The sequence below is a fragment of the Citrobacter sedlakii genome, assembly GCF_018128425.1.
In the GTDB taxonomy this organism is placed as follows: domain Bacteria; phylum Pseudomonadota; class Gammaproteobacteria; order Enterobacterales; family Enterobacteriaceae; genus Citrobacter_A; species Citrobacter_A sedlakii.
The window spans coordinates 332,810-357,419 of the sequence record NZ_CP071070.1 but is presented as its reverse complement, the minus strand read 5'-3'; the positions used below and the strand labels follow the sequence as shown (position 1 = coordinate 357,419).

Annotated in this window: 24 protein-coding genes; 5 read left to right on the top strand and 19 right to left on the bottom strand. The window is 55.7% G+C overall.

Translation table 11 applies throughout. The features are described from left to right. Positions 1–264: 264 nt before the first annotated feature. Positions 265–753, top strand: coding sequence for an N-acetyltransferase (gene yhhY, locus JY391_RS01675; protein ID WP_181822408.1), 489 nt, complete (start codon positions 265–267; stop codon positions 751–753). Positions 754–839: 86 nt separating this feature from the next. Here yhhY and ggt read toward each other — a convergent pair whose 3' ends face one another. Continuing rightward, a complete protein-coding gene (gene ggt / locus JY391_RS01670; RefSeq protein ID WP_211935135.1) occupies positions 840–2,585 on the bottom strand; it encodes a gamma-glutamyltransferase in 1,746 nt (581 codons plus the stop codon). A gap of 121 nt (positions 2,586–2,706) precedes the next feature. Here ggt and JY391_RS01665 point away from each other — a divergent pair, with 121 nt between their 5' ends. After that, positions 2,707–3,075 carry a DUF2756 family protein gene (locus JY391_RS01665; RefSeq protein WP_042286487.1) on the top strand — a complete coding sequence of 123 codons (369 nt, stop codon included), beginning with the start codon at positions 2,707–2,709 and terminating at the stop codon, positions 3,073–3,075. Here the strand turns inward: JY391_RS01665 and ugpQ are convergent. The 12 genes from ugpQ to livK all read right to left on the bottom strand — a co-directional run bounded on the left by ugpQ (position 3,059) and on the right by livK (position 13,841). Beyond that, positions 3,059–3,805 (bottom strand): glycerophosphodiester phosphodiesterase, encoded by a 747-nt coding sequence (ugpQ, locus tag JY391_RS01660; RefSeq protein WP_211935134.1) that lies wholly within the window; start codon positions 3,803–3,805, stop codon positions 3,059–3,061. The genes JY391_RS01665 and ugpQ overlap by 17 nt on opposite strands. Further along, positions 3,802–4,872 (bottom strand): sn-glycerol-3-phosphate import ATP-binding protein UgpC, encoded by a 1,071-nt coding sequence (locus tag JY391_RS01655; RefSeq protein WP_181822404.1) that lies wholly within the window; start codon positions 4,870–4,872, stop codon positions 3,802–3,804. Before JY391_RS01655 ends, ugpQ begins: the two co-directional genes overlap by 4 nt. A 1-nt stretch (position 4,873) precedes the next feature. After that, positions 4,874–5,719, bottom strand: coding sequence for a sn-glycerol-3-phosphate ABC transporter permease UgpE (ugpE, locus tag JY391_RS01650; RefSeq protein WP_042286496.1), 846 nt, complete (start codon positions 5,717–5,719; stop codon positions 4,874–4,876). Then, positions 5,716–6,603 carry a sn-glycerol-3-phosphate ABC transporter permease UgpA gene (ugpA, locus tag JY391_RS01645; protein ID WP_042286499.1) on the bottom strand — a complete coding sequence of 296 codons (888 nt, stop codon included), beginning with the start codon at positions 6,601–6,603 and terminating at the stop codon, positions 5,716–5,718. The genes ugpE and ugpA overlap by 4 nt, the downstream gene beginning before the upstream one ends. Before the next feature lie 98 nt (positions 6,604–6,701). Further along, on the bottom strand, positions 6,702–8,018 hold the full coding sequence (gene ugpB / locus JY391_RS01640) for a sn-glycerol-3-phosphate ABC transporter substrate-binding protein UgpB (RefSeq protein ID WP_181822402.1): 1,317 nt from the start codon (positions 8,016–8,018) through the stop codon (positions 6,702–6,704). Positions 8,019–8,260: 242 nt separating this feature from the next. Next, positions 8,261–8,629, bottom strand: a complete 369-nt coding sequence (locus tag JY391_RS01635; protein ID WP_211935133.1) for a type II toxin-antitoxin system death-on-curing family toxin — start codon at positions 8,627–8,629, stop codon at positions 8,261–8,263. Beyond that, on the bottom strand, positions 8,626–8,847 hold the full coding sequence (locus JY391_RS01630) for a type II toxin-antitoxin system Phd/YefM family antitoxin (protein ID WP_060571155.1): 222 nt from the start codon (positions 8,845–8,847) through the stop codon (positions 8,626–8,628). The genes JY391_RS01635 and JY391_RS01630 overlap by 4 nt, the downstream gene beginning before the upstream one ends. Positions 8,848–8,990: 143 nt before the next feature. Beyond that, positions 8,991–9,704 (bottom strand): high-affinity branched-chain amino acid ABC transporter ATP-binding protein LivF, encoded by a 714-nt coding sequence (livF, locus tag JY391_RS01625; protein WP_181822401.1) that lies wholly within the window; start codon positions 9,702–9,704, stop codon positions 8,991–8,993. 1 nt (position 9,705) lies between these two features. Continuing rightward, positions 9,706–10,473, bottom strand: coding sequence for a high-affinity branched-chain amino acid ABC transporter ATP-binding protein LivG (livG, locus tag JY391_RS01620; protein ID WP_042286506.1), 768 nt, complete (start codon positions 10,471–10,473; stop codon positions 9,706–9,708). Next, the gene (gene livM, locus JY391_RS01615; protein ID WP_181822400.1) at positions 10,470–11,747 is read right to left on the bottom strand and encodes a branched chain amino acid ABC transporter permease LivM; all 1,278 of its coding nucleotides are present in this window, start codon (positions 11,745–11,747) and stop codon (positions 10,470–10,472) included. The genes livG and livM overlap by 4 nt, the downstream gene beginning before the upstream one ends. After that, positions 11,744–12,670, bottom strand: coding sequence for a high-affinity branched-chain amino acid ABC transporter permease LivH (livH, locus tag JY391_RS01610; protein WP_042286511.1), 927 nt, complete (start codon positions 12,668–12,670; stop codon positions 11,744–11,746). Before livH ends, livM begins: the two co-directional genes overlap by 4 nt. Positions 12,671–12,731: 61 nt before the next feature. Continuing rightward, entirely contained in the window at positions 12,732–13,841 is a 1,110-nt protein-coding gene (gene livK, locus JY391_RS01605) for a high-affinity branched-chain amino acid ABC transporter substrate-binding protein LivK (RefSeq protein ID WP_181822399.1), read from the bottom strand. A 424-nt stretch (positions 13,842–14,265) separates the two neighbouring features. Between livK and panM the strand changes: the two genes are divergently transcribed. Next, positions 14,266–14,649 (top strand): aspartate 1-decarboxylase autocleavage activator PanM, encoded by a 384-nt coding sequence (panM, locus tag JY391_RS01600; protein ID WP_211935766.1) that lies wholly within the window; start codon positions 14,266–14,268, stop codon positions 14,647–14,649. 134 nt (positions 14,650–14,783) lie between these two features. On the opposite strand, the gene livJ is transcribed toward panM, so the two are convergent. Beyond that, a complete protein-coding gene (gene livJ / locus JY391_RS01595) occupies positions 14,784–15,887 on the bottom strand; it encodes a branched chain amino acid ABC transporter substrate-binding protein LivJ (protein WP_120714933.1) in 1,104 nt (367 codons plus the stop codon). 253 nt (positions 15,888–16,140) lie between these two features. After that, complete coding sequence (locus tag JY391_RS01590) at positions 16,141–17,385, bottom strand: aromatic amino acid transport family protein (RefSeq protein WP_211935765.1); 1,245 nt, start codon at positions 17,383–17,385, stop codon at positions 16,141–16,143. A 73-nt stretch (positions 17,386–17,458) separates the two neighbouring features. On the opposite strand from JY391_RS01590, the gene JY391_RS01585 reads away from it, so the two are divergent. Beyond that, complete coding sequence (locus JY391_RS01585) at positions 17,459–18,463, top strand: IS110-like element IS4321 family transposase (protein WP_000427623.1); 1,005 nt, start codon at positions 17,459–17,461, stop codon at positions 18,461–18,463. 385 nt (positions 18,464–18,848) lie between these two features. Here the strand turns inward: JY391_RS01585 and JY391_RS01580 are convergent, their stop codons facing one another. Then, positions 18,849–20,114 carry a 4-aminobutyrate--2-oxoglutarate transaminase gene (locus JY391_RS01580; RefSeq protein ID WP_181822398.1) on the bottom strand — a complete coding sequence of 422 codons (1,266 nt, stop codon included), beginning with the start codon at positions 20,112–20,114 and terminating at the stop codon, positions 18,849–18,851. Positions 20,115–20,232: 118 nt separating this feature from the next. Here JY391_RS01580 and pdxR point away from each other — a divergent pair, with 118 nt between their 5' ends. Then, complete coding sequence (gene pdxR / locus JY391_RS01575) at positions 20,233–21,729, top strand: MocR-like pyridoxine biosynthesis transcription factor PdxR (protein WP_211935132.1); 1,497 nt, start codon at positions 20,233–20,235, stop codon at positions 21,727–21,729. Between the two features lie 51 nt (positions 21,730–21,780). Here pdxR and rpoH read toward each other — a convergent pair whose 3' ends face one another. The 3 genes from rpoH to ftsE form a co-directional block, all read right to left on the bottom strand. Beyond that, positions 21,781–22,635 (bottom strand): RNA polymerase sigma factor RpoH, encoded by an 855-nt coding sequence (gene rpoH, locus JY391_RS01570; protein WP_042286526.1) that lies wholly within the window; start codon positions 22,633–22,635, stop codon positions 21,781–21,783. 253 nt (positions 22,636–22,888) lie between these two features. Continuing rightward, on the bottom strand, positions 22,889–23,947 hold the full coding sequence (ftsX, locus tag JY391_RS01565; RefSeq protein ID WP_181822397.1) for a permease-like cell division protein FtsX: 1,059 nt from the start codon (positions 23,945–23,947) through the stop codon (positions 22,889–22,891). After that, positions 23,940–24,608: a cell division ATP-binding protein FtsE gene (gene ftsE, locus JY391_RS01560; RefSeq protein ID WP_012908291.1), complete on the bottom strand. Its 669-nt coding sequence runs from the start codon at positions 24,606–24,608 to the stop codon at positions 23,940–23,942. The genes ftsX and ftsE overlap by 8 nt, the downstream gene beginning before the upstream one ends. Positions 24,609–24,610: the final 2 nt, after the last annotated feature.

Here is a 24,610-nt window from a genome sequence, read left to right as displayed (position 1 = left end):
GCACTTCCCCGGGACAAAATGACAAGTAAGCCAGGCTGAAACAGACCCCAAAAAAAAGCCAGCAGAGGCTGGCTAAAGTAATACTGGAAGCAATGTGAGCAATGTCGTGCTTTCAGGTTCTCCGCAAGGGTCTCCCTGAACGCAAAGCAATAATAATCATTCTCATTCGCAGTTGTCCAACACTTTTTGCAAATAAATGCATTTGACTGCAATGTGAAAGTCAATGATGTTAAAAGGGACTTTACCCCCGCCGGAGAGACAAGAATGAGCGAAATAGTGATACGCCACGCTGAAACCAGAGATTATGACGCGATTCGTCAGATCCACGCCCAGCCTGAGGTGTATCGCAACACGCTACAGGTTCCGCATCCCTCGATGGAAATGTGGCAGGCGCGACTGGCCGACCAGCCGGGCATTAAACAGCTTGTCGCCTGCATTGACGAGCAGGTTGTCGGGCATTTGTGCATTGAGGTTACGCAGCGCCCGCGCCGCAGCCATGTCGCCGATTTTGGCATCTGCGTTGACGCCCGCTGGCAAAACCGCGGCGTTGCCAGCGCGTTGATTCGCACGATGATCGATATGTGCGATAACTGGCTGCGGGTAGATCGCATCGAACTGACGGTGTTTGTCGATAATGCGCCAGCGGTGGCGGTCTATAAAAAGCATGGCTTTGACATTGAAGGCACCGGCAAGCGGTACGCCCTGCGCGACGGCGAGTATGTGGACGCGTATTATATGGCAAGAATAAAGTGACACATCGCCCGGTGGCGCTACGCCTACCGGGACTGATAAGACTGAAACGCAGGCCGGGTAAGGCGAAGCCGCCACCCGGCAACACGTTAATACCCCGCCGTTAAATCATCCACCGAACGTGGGTCGGAAGCCCCATACAGCTCGCCATCAGGTCCAACCATGATGCTCTGGGTGCTGCCCATCGCCTCTTTCAGCACGACTTTTTGTCCTTTTTGCTCCAGCAGCTTCAACGTATCCGGGCTAAAGCCTTTCTCCACGCGCAGCTCATCCGGTAGCCACTGGTGATGGAAGCGCGGCGCGTTGGTTGCCTCTGCAACGTTCATTCCAAAATCAATGCTGTTGACCACCATCTGCAACACCGTGGTGATAATACGGCTGCCGCCCGGGCTGCCCGTCACCAGCCAGGTTTTCCCGTCCTTCACCACGATGGTTGGCGACATCGACGACAACGGGCGCTTCTTCGGCCCGACGGCGTTGGCATCGCCGCCCACCAGTCCGTAGACGTTTGGCACGCCCGGTTTCGCGGAGAAGTCATCCATTTCGTTGTTCATCAGAATGCCGGTATTGCCCGCCACGATGCCGGTACCGAAGGTGGTATTCAGGGTATAGGTCACCGCCACTGCGTTGCCGTCTTTATCCACCACCGAGAAATGCGTGGTCTGATTGCTTTCATAAGGCGCGAGTTTGCCGGGGCGAATTTCGCTGGACGGTTTCGCTTTGTTGATATCGATCTTGTCGGCGATCGTTTTGGCATAGGCTTTGTTGGTCAGCGCCTGCCACGGCACTTTCACGAAGTCCGGGTCACCCAGATACTCCGAACGATCGGCATAAGCGTATTTTTCCGCTTCCGCCATAATTTGCATGGCGTCCGCGCTGCCAAAGCCATATTTCTTCATATCGACGTTTTCCAGGATGTTGAGGATTTGGACGATATGAATCCCGCCGGATGAAGGCGGCGGCATGGAGAAGATCTGATACCCGCGATAATCACCGCTAATTGGCGTACGCTCCACCGCTTTGTAGTTGGCTAAATCCTCTTTGGTGATAAGCCCGCCGTTCTTCTGCATCTCCTGGGCAATTTGATCGGCAATGGCGCCTTTATAGAACGCATCCGGACCGCTTTCGGCGATCATCTCCAGGCTTTTCGCCAGATTCTTCTGAACCAGCGTGTCGCCTTTCTTCAGCGGCTCGCCGTCCTTCCAGAAAATCGCTTTGCTGTTTTCATGGCCGGGAATAACTTCACTGCCGTACGTTTTCAGATCCTCCGCCAGCGCGTCGTTAACCACAAAGCCGTCCTGCGCCAATGTAATAGCCGGACGCACCACTTTGTTCAGCGGCATTGTGCCGTATTTTTCCAGCGCCAGTGAAAACCCCGCCACGGTGCCTGGCGTCCCGGACGCGAGATGCGAAGTCAGCGATTTTTTACTGTCGGGATTCCCCTGATCGTCAAGGAACATATCGCGCGTAGCGTTAGCGGGCGCCATTTCGCGAAAATCGATGGCGGTGGTTGTGCCCTCTTTCGTGCGCAGCAGCATAAAGCCGCCGCCGCCCAGGTTCCCCGCCTGCGGATGGGTCACCGCCAGCGCGTAGCCTACGGCGACAGCGGCATCGACGGCATTACCGCCCTGCCTGAGGATATCCACCCCCACCTTTGTCGCCATCGCATCCACCGAGGCCACCATGCCCTGCTTTGCGCGAACGGGATGGAATACATCCTCTTCCACGCCGTACGAGACCGGAGGCGGCGCTGGCGGCGCGGCTACCACACTAAAACAACTTCCTGAGAGCAGAGCAGCAATGGCTACCCGGCGCAAAAACGTCGGTTTCATCATCGTTATTCTCCAGAATTGAACGGGCAACGCCCCACTAAGCCTGGTGCATAACTCTGAAATAACCATCGTTTCGCCGGGAAAGGCGTAAACTTAAGAGATACCTCACACAGGAGGAATGACGATGAAACGACTCTTCATTTTGACAGCGCTACTGCCGTTTGCCTGTTTCGCACAGCCGATCAATACCATGAACAACCCGAACCAACCGGGTTATCAGATCCCCAGCCAGCAGCGGATGCAGACGCAAATGCAGTCGCAGCAGATCCAGCAGAAAGGGATGCTGAACCAGCAGCTCAAAACCCAGACTCAACAACAGCAGCAGCATCTGCAAACGCAGATAAACAGCAATCAGCAACGGATCCAGCAGGGCCAAATGCGTGAACAGCCGCTCCCCAACAGCGGCGGCGGGATGCTAAGCGGCGGCCAGAGCAGCAGTCAGAAGATGCTGCCCCAGCGGCAGAACGGCGATATGCTTAACCAGCAGAAGTAACGTCCGGACCGATAATATCAATGGCATCCGTACAGATGCAGTCCACGCCCCAGCGCAGCAACTCAGCGGCGCGCTGGGGTTTATTGACGGTGTACACCAGGATGCGCAGCCCGGCGTCTTTTAGACTGCGCACGCGCGCTTCATCGAGCAATTTATGATTGAGATGGATCGACACGCAGCCTAAGCGGGAGGTTAACTCGCGCCAGTCCTGGCGCCATTCGTCCAGCAACAGCCCGCGGGGCAGTTCCGGTGCCGCAACCTGCGCAGCCTCCAGCGCATCAATGTCAAACGATGAAAGCAATGGCGCGGTCATCCCCGCCCACAGCTCACGCGCGGCAAGGGCAATCACTTTTCCCGTCAGCGCCCCGGTGCCGGTGGTCGGTTTGATTTCGATATTGGCCATCATACCGTGTTGACGACAGCGGTCCGCCACATCCGCCAGCAGCGGCAGCGGTTCGCCTTTAAACTCCCCGCTGAACCAACTTCCCGCATCGACACGCAATAAATCCTGCCAGTTCAGCTCACCCGCCACGCCCCAGCCGTTGCTGGTTCGCTCGAGGTTATCGTCGTGCAGCAGAAAGATTTCGCCGTCTTTTGACAGCTTAGCGTCGAACTCAATCATGGTGTGTCCGAAACGGGCGCCCACGTCGATTGCTGCGAGGGTGTTTTCCGGCGCCAGTTTACCGCCGCCACGGTGGGCGACGATGCGGGGATACGGCCAGTTACTCATACACGTTGTCCTGTTTCACCGTCAAAAAGATGCAAATGATTTCCCGGTAGATGCAGCCACAGCGTGCTGCCTGCTTTCGGGCGTTGCTGATGGGTAAGGCGCACCACCAGCTTTTGCTCGCCCCAGCGTCCGTGGGCCAGATTGTCAGCCCCCAGCATCTCGAGGGTGTCCATCACCAGCGGCACGCCGCCTTCCGTCTGCGAGCTTAGCGCAATATGCTCCGGACGAATACCCAGCGTCATCTTACGCCCGGCGTAACCACGGTAGTCTCCCCCAATCGGCAACGCCATGCCACTTTCCAGCTCAATATGCGTGCCCGATCTGGTGATGCGCCCGTCCAGCAGGTTCATTGCCGGACTGCCGATAAAGCTCGCCACAAAGCGGCTGGCGGGTTTTTCATACACCTCTACCGGCGTGCCAATCTGTTCGGCGATGCCTTTGTTCATCACCATCACCCGCTGGGCAAGCGTCATCGCCTCAACCTGATCGTGGGTCACATACAGGGATGTCGTGTTCAGGCGACGATGCAGATGTTGCAGCTCGAGGCGCATCTGCACGCGCAGTTTGGCGTCGAGGTTGGAGAGCGGCTCATCAAACAGAAACACCGCCGGATCGCGCACGATGGCGCGCCCCATCGCCACGCGCTGGCGCTGGCCGCCGGAGAGTTCGCGCGGGCGGCGCTTAAGCAGACCATCCAGTTCCAGAATGCGCGCCGCCTCTTTCACCCGTGCTTCAATATGGCCTTTGCCCATCCCGCGAATTTTTAGCCCCCAGGCCATGTTCTCCTCCACGCTCATGTGTGGATAGAGGGCGTAGTTCTGGAACACCATCGCGATACCGCGATCTTTGGGCTCCATCTCGGTGACGCGCTGGCGGTCGATCCAGATATCCCCGGAGGACACGCGCTCCAGCCCCGCCACCATGCGCAGCAGTGTGGATTTTCCGCAGCCGGACGGCCCGACCATCACGATAAACTCCCCGTCCGCCACGTCGAGGGTGAGCGGCTGAATGACCTGGGTTTTGCCATCCCAGCTTTTGGTTACTGCCTGTAATTTTAAACCTGCCATCTTATTTCTCACTGTCCACTAAACCACGCACAAACGCACGCTGCATGGCTAAAACGATAACGACCGGGGGGATAAGGGTAAGCAGCATCGCCGCCATCACCTGATTCCAGAGGGTGGAGCCTTCGCCGGTGGCGATCATGCCTTTAATACCCGCCACGGTAGTGCCAAGATTAACGTCGGTGATAATCAGTAGCGGCCACAGATACTGGTTCCAGCCGTAGATAAAGGTGATGACAAACAGCGCCGCGAGGTTGGTTTTTGACAGCGGCAGCACGATGTCGCGGAAAAAACGCATCGGCGACGCGCCGTCGATACGCGCGGCTTCAATTAATTCGTCCGGCAGGGTCATAAAGAACTGGCGGAACAGGAAAGTGGCCGTCGCCGAGGCCATCAGCGGCAACGTCAGACCTGCGTAACTGTCGAGCATTCCGAGGTTGGCAATCACTTCCACCGTCGGGAAGATACGCACTTCCACCGGCAGCATCAGGGTGATGAAAATCATCCAGAAGAACAGGTTACGCAGCGGAAAGCGGAACCAGACGATGGCGAAGGCCGAGAGCATCGACACGGTGATTTTGCCCACCGTAATACCGAATGCCATGATGAAGCTGTTGAGCATCATCAGCCAGAACGGCGCGCTGTTGGCGCCCACGCCGTTGACCCAGATATTTTTCATGTTTTCAATCAAGTGTGATCCTGGGATCAGCGTCATCGGCGTGTCGAATACCGCCCGGTTATCCAGCGTCGCCGCGACAAACGCCACGTACAGTGGAAACAGGATGACTGCAATCCCCAGAACCAGCATGGTATGGCTGAAAATCGTCAGCCCGCGACGGTTCTCAATCATTGATAACGCACCTTACTTTCCACATAGCGAAACTGCACCACCGTGAGGATGATGACGAGGAACATCAGCACCACCGACTGCGCGGCGGAAGCTGACAGATCCAGCCCGGCGAAACCTTCGCGGTAAATTTTATAAATTAGCGTGGTGGTCGCCTGCACAGGCCCACCGGCGGTGGCGGCGTCGATCACCGGGAAGGTGTCGAAGAAGGCGTACACCAGGTTAACCACCAGCAGAAAGAAGCTCACCGGGGCAATCAGCGGCAACGACAGCCTGAAGAAGCGGCGCACCGGCCCCGCGCCGTCAATGGCGGCGGCTTCCACCAGCGAACGGGGAATCGACTGCAGCGCGGCGAAGAAGAACAGGAAGTTGTAACTAATTTGCTTCCAGACCGACGCAAACACCACCAGGAACATGGCCTGACCGCTATTCTGGGCGTGGTTCCAGTCATAACCGAATTCGGCCAAAAAATGCGTAATCAGCCCGCGCCCCGGGTTAAAGAGAAAGATCCACAGCACGGCGGCGACGGCGGGGGCGACGGCGTAAGGTAGCAGCATCAGCGTCTGGTACAAGCGGCTGCCGCGCACCACGTAGTCGACCAGCGCGGCGAAAAACAGCGAGGCCAAAAGGCCGCTGACGGTCACCAGCGCGCTGAATTTCACCGTCGTCCAGAAGGAATCGAGGTAGTAGCGATCATGGAACAGTGCGACGAAGTTATCCAGCCCGACAAACTGGCTGGACAGCCCAAACGGATCGACGCTTTGCAGCGAGTACCACAGCGCCTCGCCCGCAGGCCAGATAAAGAAAATAAGGGTAATTGCCAGCTGCGGCGCGACCAGAAGATAAGGCAGCCAGCGCGAGCGGAATACCGGACGAGAAGATGACATGAAAATTGGCTTTCCTGAACAGCGCCGGGCGGCGGCTTCGGCTTACCCGGCTTACACTCTTGTCGGCCCGGTAAGCTGAAGCCACCGGGCAACTCACATTACGATTTGGTCGACTGCTCGAAGCGGCGTAGCAGTTGATTTCCGCGCTCTACCGCAGAATCCAGTGCCTGTTGCGGGGTTTTCTTGCCGGTCCATACGCTTTCCAGCTCTTCGTCCACAATGGTACGGATTTGCGGCATATTGCCCAGACGCAGGCCTTTGGTGAACGGTAACGGCGGTTTGTTCAGCATCTGACGCGTAGCGATATCCGCGCCCGGATTTTTGTCATAAAAACCCTGTTCGCGGGTCAGATCGTAGGCAGCTTTGGTGATCGGCAGATAGCCGGTTTTCTGATGCCATTCAGCAGCGTTTTCCGGTTTCGCCAGGAAGTCGAGGAACGTCGCCACGCCTTTGTAGGTCTCTTTGTCTTTCCCCTGCATCACCCACAGGCTCGCCCCGCCGATAATGGCGTTCTGCGGCGCGCCTTTTACGTCGGCATCGTACGGCATCATGCCCACGCCGTAGTTAAATTTGGCGTAGTGACGAATGTCTGCCAGCGAACCAGAGGAAGCGGTGGTAATGGCGCAGTCACCGTTGTAGAACTTCTCGGTGGATTCGTCTTTACGTCCGAAGTAGCTGAAATCGCCCTTCTTATTGAGTTCCTGCAACAGGGTGATGTGTTTCACCTGCTCCGGCTTGTTAAATTCCAGCACCGCGTCAGTACCGTCAAAACCGTTGTTTTTGGTCGCCACTGGCAGACCATGCCAGGCGCTGAAGTTTTCGATCTGGATCCAGCCCTGCCAGCCGCTGGCGTAGCCGCACTTCATCCCTGCCGCTTTCAGCTTCGCAGTGTAGTCGGCCAGATCCTGCCAGGTTTTTGGTGGTTGTTCGGGGTCTAACCCGGCTTTTTGGAAGGCGTCTTTGTTGTAATACAACACCGGAGTGGAGCTGTTAAACGGCTGAGACAACAGGTGACCGGTTTTGGAATCGGTGTAGTAACCGGAGACGGTCGGCACGAACTGTGACTCATCAAAATGAATACCCGCGTCTTTGAACACCTCATAAACGGGCTTGATAGCCTTCGACGCCATCATCGTCGCCGTGCCTACTTCGTACACCTGAAGCAACGCCGGCGCGTTGCCGGTACGGAAGGCGGCGATGCCCGCGCTCAGACTCTGTTCGTAGTTGCCTTTGTACACCGGCACAATTTTGTAATCCGGATTGGCGGCATTAAAACGTTGCGCCAGAGAATCCACCTCTTTCCCCAGCTCGCCTTCCATAGAATGCCAGAACGGAATGGTGGTCACGGCCATAGCATTTCCCACGAATGCCAGGCTTAACGCCACGCCTAACGCTGTATGTCGTAACGATGTCATTCGGTTATCTCTCTTGTTGTGCCGGATGCGCGATATCACGCGTTTTTTGTTCGCGAGTTAACATGCCATGCGCGAATGACAGAAAAATAACCGTTTATTTACAAAAAGATGACAGCCAGGCGTCAACGGGATGATGGAAATATGAAAAGTGTTATGAATAAAAGCCGGGGGCGGCTTCGCCTTACCCTGCCTGGGGAGCACGGTGTTGTCAGCCCGGATGCTGCACGCATACGGGCTATATGTTAACAACGGAGACGCTGAACAATCTGTTCAAGCGACAAACGGCCTGCCGCCGCCTCCACCGTCATCGCCACAAAATCTGGATTAGCCTTCAGCGATATGCCGTTACGTTTGAGAAACAGTAGCGTAATAAAGAGCGCCGTACGCTTATTACCATCATTGAAGATATGACCGCGTGAGATTGCCAACAAATGCATTGCCGCAAGGATCCTGATATCGGTTACGCCTTCGTGCTCATATTTATTCAACACCCGGTACAGAAGGGCTTCCGCCCGACCGGGATCCGCCATTCCCGCCACACCGGGTGTGATGCTCAGCAGTTTGTCATGAAACAAAACGATCTCTTCCGCTGAGATAAATTGCAGAGTCATTTATCAGCCAGTTCCCTTATTTCACTGCCGTGAATCCCCATGATGGCATCAAATTCGGCATCCAGCTTCGCTGCCTGATAGCGCTCAAATTCTTCAGCGCTGATGATAACCGCGGGCTTATGCCCCCGACGCGTGATAGTTACTGGCGTTCCGGTCGCTGCGGAATCCAGCGCTGAGGCCAGATTCTGCCGTGCTTCGCTATAATTCATCGTACGCATAATCCCCCCTTTTAAGTACAAAATAATTGTACAACTAAAACGTACAAGAAACAAAAAGGCCGGGGGGCGGCTTCGCTTTACCCGGCCTGGGGAGCACGGTGTTGTCAGCCCGGATGCTGCACGCATACGGGCATGACAGGCGGTTACCCGCCGAGGTAAGCGCTGCGCACCGCCTCATTCGCCAACAGGGCGTCGCCCGTATCGGAGAGCACGACGTGACCGTTTTCCAACACGTATCCACGGTCAGCGAGCTTTAGCGCCTGGTTGGCGTTCTGTTCGACGAGGAAGATGGTCATTCCCTGCTCGCGCAGTTGCTCAATGGTGTCGAAAATCTGCTGGATGATAATAGGCGCAAGTCCCAGCGACGGTTCGTCCAGCAGCAGCAGGCGCGGCTGGCTCATCAGCGCGCGACCAATCGCCAGCATTTGCTGCTCGCCGCCAGACATGGTTCCCGCTCGCTGAATACGGCGTTCGTGCAGACGCGGAAACAGTTCATAGACCCCTTTGATGCGCTCCTGGAATTGGTCGCGCTCGGCAAAAAAACCGCCCATCGCCAGGTTCTCTTCTACCGTCATACGGGAAAAAACGCGGCGCCCTTCCGGGACAATCGCCACCGCTTCACGCATGATTTTGGCGGTTTGCCAGTCGGTAATGTCTTTGTCATCAAAGACAATCCGACCGCTGGTTGCGCGCGGGTCGCCGCACAGCGTACCGAGCAGCGTGGTTTTCCCTGCGCCGTTAGCGCCAATCAGAGTCACGATTTCCCCCTGATTGATATGCAAGCTCACCTCATGCAGCGCCTGGATTTTTCCGTAGTGGGCACTGACTTTATCAAAGGACAACATGACTTTTTCCATCTTAGGCCTCACCAAGGTATGCGCGGATCACGTCCGGGTTATTACGAATCTGCTCCGGCGTCCCGTTCGCCAGCGGCGTGCCCTGATTCACCACGTAAATCCGGTCAGAAATCCCCATCACCAACTTCATATCGTGCTCAATCAGCAAGATGGTGGTGTTGTGATGATTGCGCAGCTCAGCGATCAGTTCGTCCAGCTCTTTCGTCTCTTTCGGGTTCAACCCCGCAGCCGGTTCGTCGAGCATCAGAATGTCCGGTTGGGTCACCATGCAACGCGCGATTTCCAGACGACGCTGATCGCCGTAAGCCAGGTTGCTGGCCTGTCGGTTGGCGTGCTCTAACAAACCGATACGCTCAAGCCAGGTGGCGGCGCGGTCCAGCGCTTCACTCTGGGCCCGGCGAAACGAGGGTGTCTTCAGCAGACCGGAAAACACGCCGGTTTTCAGCTGTTGGTGCTGCGCCACCAGCAGATTCTCGATCACCGTCATTTCACGAAACAGACGTACGTGCTGGAAAGTGCGAACTACGCCCATACGGGCAATCTGCTGGCCCGGCAGCCCTTCAAGGTGCTGATCGCGCAGCATGATCGTACCGCCGGTCGGTTTGTAAAACCCGGTCAGGCAGTTAAAGACCGTGGTTTTCCCGGCGCCGTTCGGCCCAATCAGCGAAACAATCTCCTGGGGATGCAGTTCCAGATCAACGTTGTTGACCGCTAACAGACCACCGAAGCGCATCATCAGGCCGTTAACCGATAATAATGGCTGACTCATGCCTGCTCTCCTTTCGCTTCCCCGTTTTTCAGCTTCAACTGTGGACGGGTCATCGGCAGCAAGCCCTGCGGACGCCAGATCATCATCAGCACCATCAAACCACCCAGCATCAACATGCTGTATTCATTGAAATCACGCATCAGCTCGCGCGAAACCACCAGCAATACCGCCGCAAGGATCACCGCAAACTGCGAGCCCATTCCCCCCAATACCACAATTGCCAGCACAAACGCCGATTCGGCAAAAGTGAATGATTCCGGGCTGACAAAGCCCTGGCGCGCGGCGAAAAGCGTCCCGGCGAAACCGGCGAACGCGGCGCTGATGGTAAATGCGGTCAGTTTGATACGCGTCGGGCTCAGACCCAGCGAGCGGCAGGCGATCTCATCTTCACGCAAAGCTTCCCACGCGCGACCCAGCGGCATACGCAGCAGACGATTGATAACAAACAGGCTCAGCACCACCAGCAGTAACGCCACCAGATACAGGAAGATAACGCGATCGGACGGGTCATACTTCACACCGAAGAAATTGCTGAAGGTATCCCAGCCGCCTTCACGGGCGCTACGGCTGAACTCGAGACCAAACAGCGTCGGTTTCGGGATCTGGCTGATGCCGTTCGGCCCGCCGGTCACTTCGGTATTATTGAGTAACAGGATGCGGACGATTTCGCCAAACCCTAAGGTCACAATCGCCAGATAGTCGCCGCGCAGGCGCAGCACCGGAAAGCCGAGCAGGAAGCCGGCGGCAGCGGCCACCAGCCCCGCCAGCGGCAGGCAGGTCCAGAAACCGAGGCCGTAATAGTGGTTCAGCAACGCAAAGGTGTAAGCGCCAATTGCGTAGAAACCGCCGTAACCCAGCACCAACAGCCCGGACAGTCCCACCACTACGTTCAGTCCCAGACCGAGGATGATGTAAATCATCGTCAGGGTGGCGATATCCACCGTACCGCGCGACACCATAAACGGCCACGCGACGGCCACCACCAACAGCGCAATCAGAAACAGCTTCTGTTTAACCGTTGAGCCATCAATGGCCGGCAGAATGAACTTAGGCCCGGAAACGCTTTTCAGCCCTTTCTGGAACGCCGGACGCAGAAGCTGGAAGAAAAAAACCACTGCGGTGCCAATAAACACCCACTGCCAGCGGATGTCGGCAGCGATATCCACCACCAGCTTCGTGCCGTCAAGCTCCAGCTGAACGCCCATAAAGACGCCAGCCAGTACAAAGAACATGGCGGCAGAGAGCAGCGCCATTGCAAAATGCATCGGTTTCATACTTTCTCTACCTCCGGACGACCCAGAATACCGGTCGGCATCACCAGCAGCACCAGAATCAGCAGCGCGAACGACACCACGTCTTTATATTCCGTACTGAGATAAGCAGAAGAAAGCGCTTCGGCGACGCCGAGAATCAGGCCGCCAATCATCGCCCCCGGAATACTGCCGATCCCGCCAAGCACTGCGGCGGTGAAGGCTTTCATCCCGGCCATAAAACCGATGTAGGGGTTGATCACCCCGTAGAACTGACCGAGCAGAACACCCGCCACCGCCGCCATCGCCGCGCCGATCACGAAGGTCAGCGCAATCACGCGGTCGGTGTTGATCCCCAGCAGGCTGGCCATTTTCAGATCTTCGGCGCAGGCGCGGCAGGCACGTCCCATGCGGGAATAACGGATGAAAAGGGTCAATGCCAGCATGGCGAGGAAGGTGACGATCCAGATCACCAGTTGCATGGTGGTAATGCTGGCCGAAAAGTGTTCGCTGGCCCCCACAATCCACTGGCCGTTAAACAGGCTTGGCAGCGCGACATCACGCGAGCCCTGGGTCAGGCTGACGTAGTTTTGCAGAAAGATGGACATCCCAATCGCGGAAATCAGCGCAATCAGGCGCTTGGAGTTGCGCACCGGCCGGTAGGCCACCCGCTCAATACTCCAGCCGTAGGCGCTGGCGATGACGATCGCCCCGACAAACCCGGCCGCCACCAGCAGCCAACTGGTATCAATACCCATCATCATTAGCGCGGCGATGATCATGAATGAGACATAGCTGCCGATCATGTAAACCTCGCCGTGGGCGAAGTTGATCATGCCAATAATGCCGTACACCATGGTGTAACCAATAGCGATCAGCGCGTAGGTACTTCCCAGCGTGACGCCGTTAAACATCTGCTGCAGAAAATAGAGGAACTGCTCGGACATAAGGTAACCTTTCTCAACCCGCCCGTTTTGCGCGGGCGGTGGGATAACTTGTCTTCAGGAATTACTTCGCGGCGGTGGACGAACCGTCGGCGTGCCACTGAAAGACACCAAATTCAAATCCCTTCAGATCGCCTTTTTCATCCCATTTCAGCGGCCCAATCACGGTGTCAGCACCGTTCGCTTTTAAATCTTTCACCAGATCCAGCGGCGCTTTGCTGCCGGAACGGTCCATTGCGGTTGCCAGCGACTGCACCGCCGCATAGGTGATCCACACATAAGGACCGCTTGGATCTTTTTTGTCTGCTTTCAACGCATCGACAATCGCTTTGTTGGCTGGATCCTGGTCATAACGTTTCGGCATCGTCACCAGCATGCCTTCTGCGGCATCACCGGCGATGTTCGACAGCGACGCATTACCGACCCCTTCCGGCCCCATAAACTGGGTTTTCAGGCCAACCGAACGCGCCTGACGCAGCATTTGTCCCATCTCCGGGTAGTACCCGCCGTAATAAACAAAGTCGATGTTCTCTTTTTGCAGACGGGCAAGCAGCGCGGAGAAATCTTTTTCACCGGCGGTAATACCGTCGAAGAAGACAATATTGGCGTTCGCCGCTTTCAGGCCGTCCTGTACGGAGCGCGCCAGCCCTTCACCGTACTGCTGTTTGTCGTGAATGATGGCGATGCGCTGCGGCTTCACCTTCTCCAGAATGTATTTTGCCGCGGTCGGCCCTTGAGAGGAGTCCAGCCCGGCGGTACGCATGATGTGCGCATAACCACGCTGGGTCAGCTCCGGATTCGTCGCCCCCGGGGAGATCATCAGGATGCCTTCATCCTCGTAAATATCCGATGCAGGTTGGGTAGAAGAAGAACACAGATGGCCAATCACGTACTGAATGCCGTCATTGACAATTTTGTTGGCGACCGCAACGGCCTGTTTCGGATCGCAGGCGTCGTCGTACTCTACGCCCACCAGTTTGTCGCCCTTGATACCGCCTTTGGCGTTGATGTCTTTAATGGCCTGACGCGCGCCGTTAAATTCCATATCGCCCCACTGGGCGACCGGCCCGGACATCGCGCCCACAACGGCAACCTTGATCTCATCTGCCATTGCCGCCTGCGACATCGCTAATGCAATGACGCCTGCGATAACTGTTTTCGCATTCCGTTTCATACTGAATCCCCATTCGTGACGAAGTGTACTTATTTTTTATTTGTATGCGTAAAAAGAAGACTGTGTTTTTTTTGTACTACACTGTTTTTTACCAGTCTGATTAATGGTTTAGCGCAGTGTTTTTGACAAAAACAGAGTAAAACCCCTATTTTTCAGTCTATTAAGAACAGATAATATTCTGCTTTTCACCATAGATAAACAAAAAAAAGCGCGTTTGTCAGCATAAAATAACGGGACAAAGAGCCGAATAAATCACTACCTTCCAGGGGAATATCCTGCCTGTTTTTCATTCTCTGACGTTTCGCGCTAAGGTTGCGACTGACAAAAAACTAATCACCTGCCAAATGAATTAAAAAAGTGAAAGCATCCAGCTAAAAATTTTCGGTACACTGACGCTCTCTTTTGTGATTTGGACATGCTGTCGATGAAGCTGACCATCATTCGATTAGAACACCTTAGCGATCAGGATCTGATAGATCTGGGCAAAATCTGGCCGGAATATTCCGCCGCCTCGTTAAGCGTAGATGAAACGCACCGGATTTACGCCGCGCGTTTCAATGAGCGTCTGCTGGGCGCGGTACGCGTGACGCTAAGCGGAGCGCAGGGCGCGCTGGATTCCCTGCGGGTGCGTGAGATCACGCGTCGTCGCGGCGTAGGGCAGTATCTTGTGGAAGAAGTCATACGCGATAACCCTAACGTCTCCTCCTGGTGGATGGCGGACGTCGGCGTGGAAGACCGCGGCGTGATGGCGGCGTTTATGCAGGCGTCGGGTTTTACCGCGCAGCAGGATGGCTGGGAGAAACGTTAAAAAGCCGGGTGGCGTCGCCATACCCGGCCTGCATATCGCTGTTCACTAATGCCGGTTAAGCGTAAGCGTCATCCGGCATTGAGGTTTTCGGCGTTTTCCCGGACGTTCCATACTGTAGAAAAACGACGGGAAAATTATTTGGCGTCGGTCGCCGTACCGTTAGCGTGCCAGTTAAAGACCCCGAACTCGAAGCCCTTCAGATCGCCCTTCTCATCCCATGACAGCGGCCCCATAACGGTTTCGACGGTATTCCCTTTCAGGTATTTCGCGATTTCCGCCGGATCATCGGACTGGTTCAGGCCCGCCTGCAGAGACTGCAACGCGGCGTAGGTGGTCCACACAAACGCGCCGCTTGGATCCTGTTTCTTCGCTTTGATCGCGTCCACGATGGGTTTGTTCGCCGGAACCTGATCGTAGTTCTTCGGCTTGGTCACCAGCAGACCTTCCGCAGACTCACCGGCGATGTTAGACAGCGAGACGTTCGCCACCCCTTCCGGCCCCATAAACTGGGTTTTCAGACCGGCGGCACGCGCCTGGCGTAGGATCTGCCCCATTTCCGGGTGATAGCCCCCGTAATACACAAAATCGATATTCTCTTTCTTCAGACGCGCCACCAGCGTGGAGAAGTCTTTCTCTCCGGCGGTAATGCCGTCAAAGAACACCACGTTCGCGTTGCCTTTTTTCAGGCCATCCTGCACCGCGCGCGCCAGCCCTTCACCGTACTGCTGTTTGTCGTGGACGATGGCGATGCGCTGCGGCTTCACCTTTTCCAGAATGTATTTCGCGGCGGTCGGTCCCTGATCGGAATCCAGACCAGTGGTGCGCAGCACCAACTGATAGCCACGCGCGGTCAGCTCCGGCGCGGTGGCAGCCGGGGTGATCATCAGGATGCCTTCATCTTCGTAGATATCAGACGCGGGTTGAGTCGATGAGGAGCACAGGTGACCGATGACATATTTAATGCCGTCATTGATAACCTTGTTCGCCACCGCGACAGCCTGTTTCGGGTCACAGGCGTCGTCATATTTTACCGCAACCAGCTTATTTCCCTTGATGCCGCCCTTGGCATTGATATCGGCGATGGCCTGCTCCGCACCGGTAAATTCCTGGTCGCCGTACTGCGCGACCGGACCAGACATCGCGCCGACCACGGCGACTTTGATATCTTCCGCCAGCGCCGGGCTGCTCATCATTAAGGCAATACATCCTGCCAGTAACGTTTTACCCTTCATATTCATCCTGAAGCTCCCCATTATTGTGGTTTTTGCATTTGTTATGATGTTGTTTGTCAGCGCATTATTCTGTTATATGAAATAAGAAAAGCATATGATAGCTATCTCAAGGGCTGCCTTTCGCGCTTTTGCAGCACACTATGCTAAACATACCGTTATTTACTGGCGTTTGAAAAGACTAAATTGCGGCGAATGTAACAAATGAGTGACAAAAAAAAACCGCGTCCTTCCGGAAGACGCGGGGGAGTAAAATACCGGATTACCAGCCAGCCGGAAGGTAACCCAGCGCAGAAGCAATGGCATACACGGCGCTGCACAGGTAAAGCAATACGATGAATCCCTGAATAACAGGATGAGTAATCCATGCCGGGCAGGTCCAGCCAGGCGTTACATCGCCGCGCTGACGCGCGCCTTTTAACATGAGAATGGGCATAATCGACAGAATCACGCCGCTGAACACCCCGGCGAAATAGAGCGCATTTACAAACGACACCATACCGCTGTAGGCAAGGATAAACGGCGGTACGGCCACCACCACCAGCACCAGAAAGCGCTTCAACGGTTGCGCATCATCGCCCAGGCGAAACTGATCGAAAATATTGGTCAGAAAGCTGCCGCCCAGCCCCCAGTACGAAGTCAACATGGCGCACAGCGCAAACAGGTTCGCCGAGAAGAAAGCCCACTCTCCCAACGCGCGTCCCCATGAGATGGTCGCCACATCGGTAATGTTATCGAGGCCGTTTAACATGATGACCGACATCGGCACCAGCGCCAGCAGGCTGAAAGTAATCGCCATTCCGGCCATAATCGCTTTTGGCAGTTTTTCCGGCTTATCGACAAAGCCGCGCGCCATTTCCGGCACGATGTACTGCGCGGAGAAGCAAAACGCTACCACGTTAAACACCGGCACCATGTACAGCCAGTTGCCGTCCAGCAGATAGCGTACCTGAGTAGTCTCTTTCAGCATCGTGGCGACGATCAGCACAGCGATCATGACGACCATCCCGATGCTGATAAATTTCTCCCCGCGACCAATTGCCTTCAGGCCAAGATAAAGCACGCCGGCCGCCGGAATAAAAAACAGCGCGCTGCCGAGCGCGGGCGAAATCCCCAATAACGAGTGCAACAGTTTGCCGCTACCGGTCATGTAGGCGATGAGCGCGCCGACGCTGTTGACGCAGACGGACATAAACATCATCAGCGCCCCAAACCGTCCGACGTAACGGTGCGACAAACCGCTGAGCTGTAGATGCTTGCGGGTGCGAAGGGTGGATTCTGCAACGTACAACATGGTGATGGTGGTCAGGCTGCCAACCAGCACCAGCCAGAACAACAGCGGCAGGAAACCCGCTTTGCTGGAGGCGTAAGCGATGGATAATACCCCTGCGCCGATGTTGGTGCCGACGATCATCGACACGCCCTCAACAAAGCTCAACGATTTAGCGGGTACAGCGGTACGCTCCCGACGCGTCAGCGCCGGAGAAAAGGTGGAGTTTTCAGACATAATATTTAATGAGATGGTCACTCCCTCCTTCCCGGTACTATGCTGAGGACAGGCTTTCATTCGGAGAACTATCATGGAAAACATTGCGCTCATTGGTATCGATCTGGGTAAAAACTCTTTCCATATTCATTGCCAGGATCGTCGCGGGAAGGCTGTTTACCGTAAAAAATTTACCCGGCCAAAGTTGATCGAATTTTTGGCGACATGCCCCGCTACAACCATCGCAATGGAAGCCTGTGGCGGTTCTCACTTTATGGCACGCAAGTTGGAAGAGTTGGGGCATTCCCCAAAGCTGATATCACCACAATTTGTCCGCCCGTTCGTTAAAAGCAATAAAAACGACTTTGTCGACGCCGAAGCTATTTGTGAAGCTGCATCGCGTCCGTCTATGCGTTTTGTGCAGCCCAGAACGGAATCTCAGCAGGCAATGCGGGCTCTGCATCGTGTCCGTGAATCCCTGGTTCAGGATAAGGTGAAAACAACCAATCAAATGCATGCTTTTCTGCTGGAATTTGGCATTAGCGTTCCCCGAGGAGCTGCCGTTATTAGCCGACTGAGTACCATTCTTGAGGATAATAGTTTGCCTCTTTACCTCAGCCAGTTATTGCTGAAATTACAACAGCATTATCACTATCTTGTTGAGCAGATTAAAGATCTGGAATCCCAGTTGAAACGAAAGTTGGACGAAGATGAGGTTGGACAGCGCTTGCTGAGCATTCCCTGCGTCGGAACACTGACAGCGAGTACTATTTCAACTGAGATTGGCGACGGGAAGCAGTACGCCAGCAGCCGTGACTTTGCGGCGGCAACAGGGCTTGTACCTCGGCAGTACAGCACGGGAGGTAGGACGACATTGCTGGGAATTAGTAAGCGAGGTAATAAAAAGATCCGAACTTTGTTGGTTCAGTGTGCCAGGGTATTCATACAAAAACTGGAACACCAGTCTGGCAAATTGGCCGATTGGGTCAGGGATTTACTGTGCCGGAAAAGCAACTTTGTCGTCACTTGTGCTCTGGCAAACAAGCTGGCCAGAATAGCCTGGGCCCTAACGGCACGACAGCAAACTTATGTAGCATAACGGCAGAAATACACCGGTTTAAAGAATTACTGATCTGGTTTTGCGAATACTGATATTGATGATACTAACGGCCCACCGGCCTGTTGAGGAACCTGTAAAACGGAAAGGCTCATTGAAGCCGTATATTTTCTGGAGGTTCATCAGGCGCGGAACTCATCAAGGCGCGGGAATAAAATCCCATTCAGACGCCGGATAGATTCAAGCAAGCCAACTTGTCGTCAAAATCGGTGTTGCAAAAACGGGAGTGACCATAGATTCCGTTTTACTCCGGCGACGAGCGCCGCCGGAAAAAAGGTGATATCAGGGTGATTAACCACTCACGCTGAACGGGAACAACTCAGTTGTCGTAGAGGCTTCCCTGCCGCTGCCTGCCGGTCCGGGTGCGTCAGCCCCGTAGCGCGCGGGTCAGAATATCCAGCGCTTTAGAGAACTGCGCATCCGGGATCGTTAAGGGATAAAGAAAACGTATGACGTTGCCATATACGCCACAACTCAACAGCAGCAGGCCGTTTTCCTGCGCTTTGCGCTGGACCTCGCGGGTAAATTCGGCAGACGGTTCGCCGGTTTGCGGATCGTTAAATTCCACCGCTACCATCGAACCGAGTCCCCGAACGTCAACAATCGCCGGGCAGTGCTCGCGCGCCTGATTCAGCACTTCTTTCAGATGCTCGCCCAGCTGGCTCGCCCGCTGGCACAATTGCTCTTCTTCAATGATGTCCAGCACCGCGTGCGCGGCGGCAACCGCCAGCGGATTACCGGCGTAGGTACCGCCCAGCCCACCGGGAGCAGGCGCATCCATTACCTCAGCACGCCCCACAACGCCAGAGAGCGGGAAGCCGCCCGCCAGGCTTTTCGCCATCGTCATCAGGTCGGGCTTCACGTCATAGTGCTGCATCGCAAAGACCTTGCCGGTACGGGCAAAGCCGGTCTGCACTTCATCCGCAATCAGCAGAATGCCGTGGGTATCGCAAATTTTACGCAACGCCTGCATAAACGCCGCAGGCGCGACGTTAAAACCGCCCTCGCCCTGAATCGGCTCAATAACAATGGCAGCGACCTGATCCGCGGCGATATCGGCCTTAAAGAGGCGCTCCAGGCTTTTGATCGCGTCCTCGACGGTCACGCCGTGAGCCGCGTTCGGGTACACAGCGTGATAGACCGAACCGGGGAAAGGCCCAAAACCTATTTTGTAAGGCGCCACTTTGCCGGTCAGCGCCATGGTCATGAAGGTACGTCCGTGAAACCCGCCGCCGAAGGTGATCAACCCCGGACGACCGGTATGGGCGCGGGCAATTTTGACCGCGTTTTCAACCGCTTCGGCGCCGGTGGTGAAAAACGCGGTTTTCGCCGGACCGTCGATCGGCGCAATGGCGTTGATGCGCTCCGCCAGCGACACGTAGCTCTCGTAAGGCACAATCTGGTAGGCGGTATGGGTAAACGCCTGAAGCTGTTTTTCTACCGCCGCGACAATTTTCGGGTGGCGGTGGCCGGTGTTAAGGACGGCGATCCCGGCGGCAAAATCGATCACTTCTTTGCCTTCAATGTCCCAAATTGTGGCGTTTTCGGCCTTTTCGACAAAGTAGTCGCACATCACACCAACACCACGGGGAGTCGCCTGCTGGCGGCGCTGATTCAGTTCTGAACTTTTCACCCTCGGATCTCCTGTTATGAATGTCACTTTATTGCAACAAATTCGAAACGATGACGTTTATTTACACAGGTGTTGGCCCTATAATCGAGTACCAATTCAGAATATCTGAGGGATCCAATTGCGGGCATTAGTGGGCGATCTCCTGTTGGTCAGACTCCAGCAGGAACAGGATGAATTCCTGCACAAACGGCTCTACAACGCGCTTCGCCGGGCGATTCTCGACGGTTCTTTACCGCCGCATAGCCGCTTGCCCGCATCGCGCGATCTCGCGGGCGAGCTCGGGATTTCCAGAAACACCATATTAACAACTTATGAACAATTGCTGGCGGAAGGATATGTGGTTTCCCGACGAGGAAGCGGGACATTCGTCGCACAAACCACCCCCGATACCTTTTTAACGGCGGCAGCCGGGGTGGAAAACAGTGAGACGGCCGCACAGGCATCCTCCGTTTCGCAGCGCGGCCATTTTTTGCTGCAGCACGTCAGCGCCAGCCCACGACAATGGGGAGCATTTATTCCCGGCGTTCCCGACGTCAATGCCTTTCCCCATCCACTTTTCAGTAAGTTACAGGCACGCATCAGCCGTCGACCGAAGCCGGAACGGCTGAGCTACAGCTGCAATGGCGGGACGCCGGAACTGCAACATGCGTTGGTGGATTATCTGCGCGTCGCCCGGGGTGTGCGCTGTCAGGCAGATCAAATACTTATCACGGAGGGGATCCACCAGGCTATCGACCTGGTGACGCGGATGCTGGCTGATACCGGCGACCTGGCGTGGGTGGAGGAACCCTCCTACTGGGGGATCCGCCATGTGCTGGCGATGAACGATCTACGCATTACGCCTGTCCCCGTTGATGCCAGCGGCCTCGCGCCGCCCGACAGGCCGGATGAAGCACCGCGTCTGATCTTCGTTACGCCCTCTCATCAGTACCCGCTGGGCGCGGTGATGAGTCTTGAGCGTCGTCAGCGGCTGCTGGCACTCGCCCGGCAGTACGGCAGTTGGATTGTGGAAGACGACTATGACAGCGAGTTTCGCTTTTCTGGACAACCGATCCCGGCGTTGCAGGGTCTGGTGCCGGATGCGCCAGTCGTTTATATCGGCACCTTCAGTAAAACGCTCTATCCGGGGCTTCGACTGGGTTATATGGTGCTGCCCCGCCCGCTGGCGCACGCCCTGAAAAGCGCCCATGCGGAGCTGTATCGCGGTGGGCATTCACTGATTCAGATGGCGCTGGCAGAGTTTATCAACGGCGGACATTATTCGGCGCACATCCGCCGTATGCGTTTGTTATACAGCCGCCGTCGCGCCTTTCTCACCGAGCTGATTGAACGTCACTGTGGGACGCGGGCGCTGTCGGATTTCAGCGATAATGCCGGGCTGCATTTGATCCTCAACCTGCCGGATGAGGTGGATGATGTCGCCGTCGCGGCCAGCGCCAATGCGCAAAATATTCTGGTACGTCCGCTTTCGCGTTATTACCTGACCGCCCAGCGCAAGCAGGGGCTGCTGTTGGGGTTCGCCTGTCTGACGGAAGAACAGATGGTGCCTGCATTCGCCACGCTGCTGGACTGTTTGCGTGACAACTGCCCGCAGGCGCTGTTGATGAACGCCTGAAAGCAAAACGCCCCAACCAATGTCGGGGCGTTTTTAGCTGCGCTTGCGGTGTTATGCTTCGATCGCGGCGCGCAGTTTTTTCATTGCGTTCTTTTCAAGCTGGCGGACACGTTCAGCAGACACGCCATAGCGGTCAGCCAGTTCCTGCAAGGTGGACTTGTTGTCTTCGTCCAGCCAGCGGGCGCGAATGATGTCCTGACTACGTTCGTCGAGACCTTCCATCGCGTGGGTCAGCTTGTTGGCCGCCTGATCTTCCCAGTTATCCTCTTCAATGCCGTCGGCAAAGTTAGAGGTTTTATCCTGCAAATACAGGACCGGGGCCATCGGCTGGCTGTCGGATTCATCGTCCGAAGACATGTCAAAGGTCATGTCCTGCGCCGCCATGCGGGACTCCATCTCACGCACGTCTTTGCTGGACACGCCCAGCTCGCGCGCCACCATTTCAACTTCATCCTGGTTAAACCAGCCCAGGCGCTGCTTGGTTTTACGCAGGTTAAAGAACAGCTTACGCTGCGCTTTGGTGGTCGCGACTTTGACGATACGCCAGTTACGCAGAACGTATTCGTGGATCTCCGCTTTGATCCAGTGTACGGCGAAGGAGACCAGGCGCACACCCACTTCCGGGTTGAAACGGCGCACGGCTTTCATCAGGCCGATATTACCTTCCTGAATCAAATCCGCCTGCGGCAGGCCATAGCCCGCGTAGTTACGAGCAATATGAACAACAAAGCGCAGGTGAGACAGGATCAGCGTCTTAGCTGCTTCCAGATCGCCCTGGTAATGCAGCCTTTCAGCCAGTGCCCGCTCTTCGTCAGCCGATAACATCGGCCACGCGTTCGCAGCCCGGATGTAAGACTCCAGGTTACCAACAGGGGCTAAAGCTAAATTTTGCATTTCTTTGGTCATTCAAATCCTCTCAATTTTTTATCGTCTGGCACTACCTGAAAGTCATCAGCAACAACCGTGCCAGCGTTAATGAGCAACGAGATTATCATTCACTCTTTTATCAGACCGTGATTTTATCCACAAGTTCCATGCAACGTTGTGTATAAATTGCGCACAAAATGTGACATGAAGATGAAAGCGGGGAAGAGGACAACGGAGACTCTTTCCCTGCGAACGGAAATCCATTGCAGGGAAAGATTATACCACGATTTTATTAATCGGGAGTAAAGTGGCGTAAATGTTGAACCGTGGCAAGCCACGCCGCCACCCAGCCGATCATCGAGCAAACCAGCAGCAATAACAGGCATTCATCGAACGATAACCCATTGAGATCAAACTTCGTTCCGAAAACCTGCGCCACTTCTGTCACTGCCGAAGACAGCCGCATCACCAAAATTTCAGATAAAATCAGTGAAAGAAACGCGCCGGAAAAGCCGAGCAGCGCGCCGCCGTAGAGGAACGGACGGAGAATAAATCCATCCGTCGCGCCAATCAGTTTTTGCACGTTAATGGTATCGCGACGGGCAAAAATGCTCAGGCGTACGCTGTTGCCGATCACCAGGAACACCGCTGCCACCATCAGTACGCCGATCATGGCTGATACGCGGCCCACCAGACCGGTCAGCGCCGCCAGGCGGGCAAACCAGCTGTCGTCCATACGTACTTCATCGATGCCGTTAATCTGCGAAATACGATCGCGCAGGGTATTAAGCGAATCGGTGCCCTGGAAATCAAGCTTCGGCACCACCACGGCCACCGCCGGGAGCGGGTTCTCTTCCAGCATGTCCAGCGCGCCGCCAAAGCCGGACCAGTTACGGAACTCACCCAGCGCGTCTTCCCGCGACAGGTAATTCACCTTGTCCACGCCCTGCTCGGCCTGAAGCTGCGCCACCACCCCCGCCGCCGCATCGTCATCCAGCGTTTTTTGCAGATAAACAGTGATCTGTGGAGACGGATAATACTGCGTCGCCGCCTGGTTGACGTTCTTGTAGACCATATAGCAAACGCTCGGCAGCGTCAGAGAGATGGCAATGACCATCACCGTTAAAAAGGTCGCCAGCGGTTTGCTTTTCAGATCCTGTAACGCGCCCTGGAACGCGTAGCGTACCTGCTCGTTGAAAACGTTGGTTTTCCGCGAGTTAGGCTTCGGCGACGGTTTCGCCCGCTTCGGGGTATTGCGGCCACCGTCGCCTGACGAACCGCCAGAGCGGCGCAGACGATCCAGACGCCCGCCGAACTGCCGGATATGATTCATCGCATCGCGCTTATTCATAAGCCACGCCTCCATGCAGGTGTCCATCGCTTAGCACCAGTTGGCGATAAGATCGGCGGGAAATCAGCCCGATGTCGTGGGTGGCCATCAGGACGGTGACCCCCACACGGTTAAATTCTTCGAACAAACGCAGGATCCCTTCCGACAACGCGTCATCCAGGTTACCGGTTGGTTCATCCGCCAACAGGACCGCCGGTTTATTGACCACCGCACGGGCGATACCCACACGCTGCTGTTCACCGCCGGAGAGTTGAATAGGGAAGTTTTTCGCTTTGTCCAGCAGCCCGACTTTATCCAGCGCCGCCGACACGCGGCGACGAATGTCGTCTCCGCTGGCACCGGCAATAATCAGTGGGATCGCCACATTGTCGTAAACGGTGCGGTCCATCAGCAGATGGTGATCCTGGAAAATCATGCCAATCTGCCGACGCAAAAACGGCACTTCACGATTCTTCAGACGGGTAATATCGTGTCCGCTGAAGATAATTTTCCCGGCGCTTGGCCGCTCAATCCCACAGATCAGCTTCAGCAGGGTACTTTTCCCCGCGCCTGAGTGGCCGGTCAGAAACGCCATCTCGCCCGGCTGCATGTGGAACGTGACGCCCTGCAGCGCTTGTCTCCCGCCGAGATAGGCCTTGCTGACATGTTCAAAGCGAATCATTG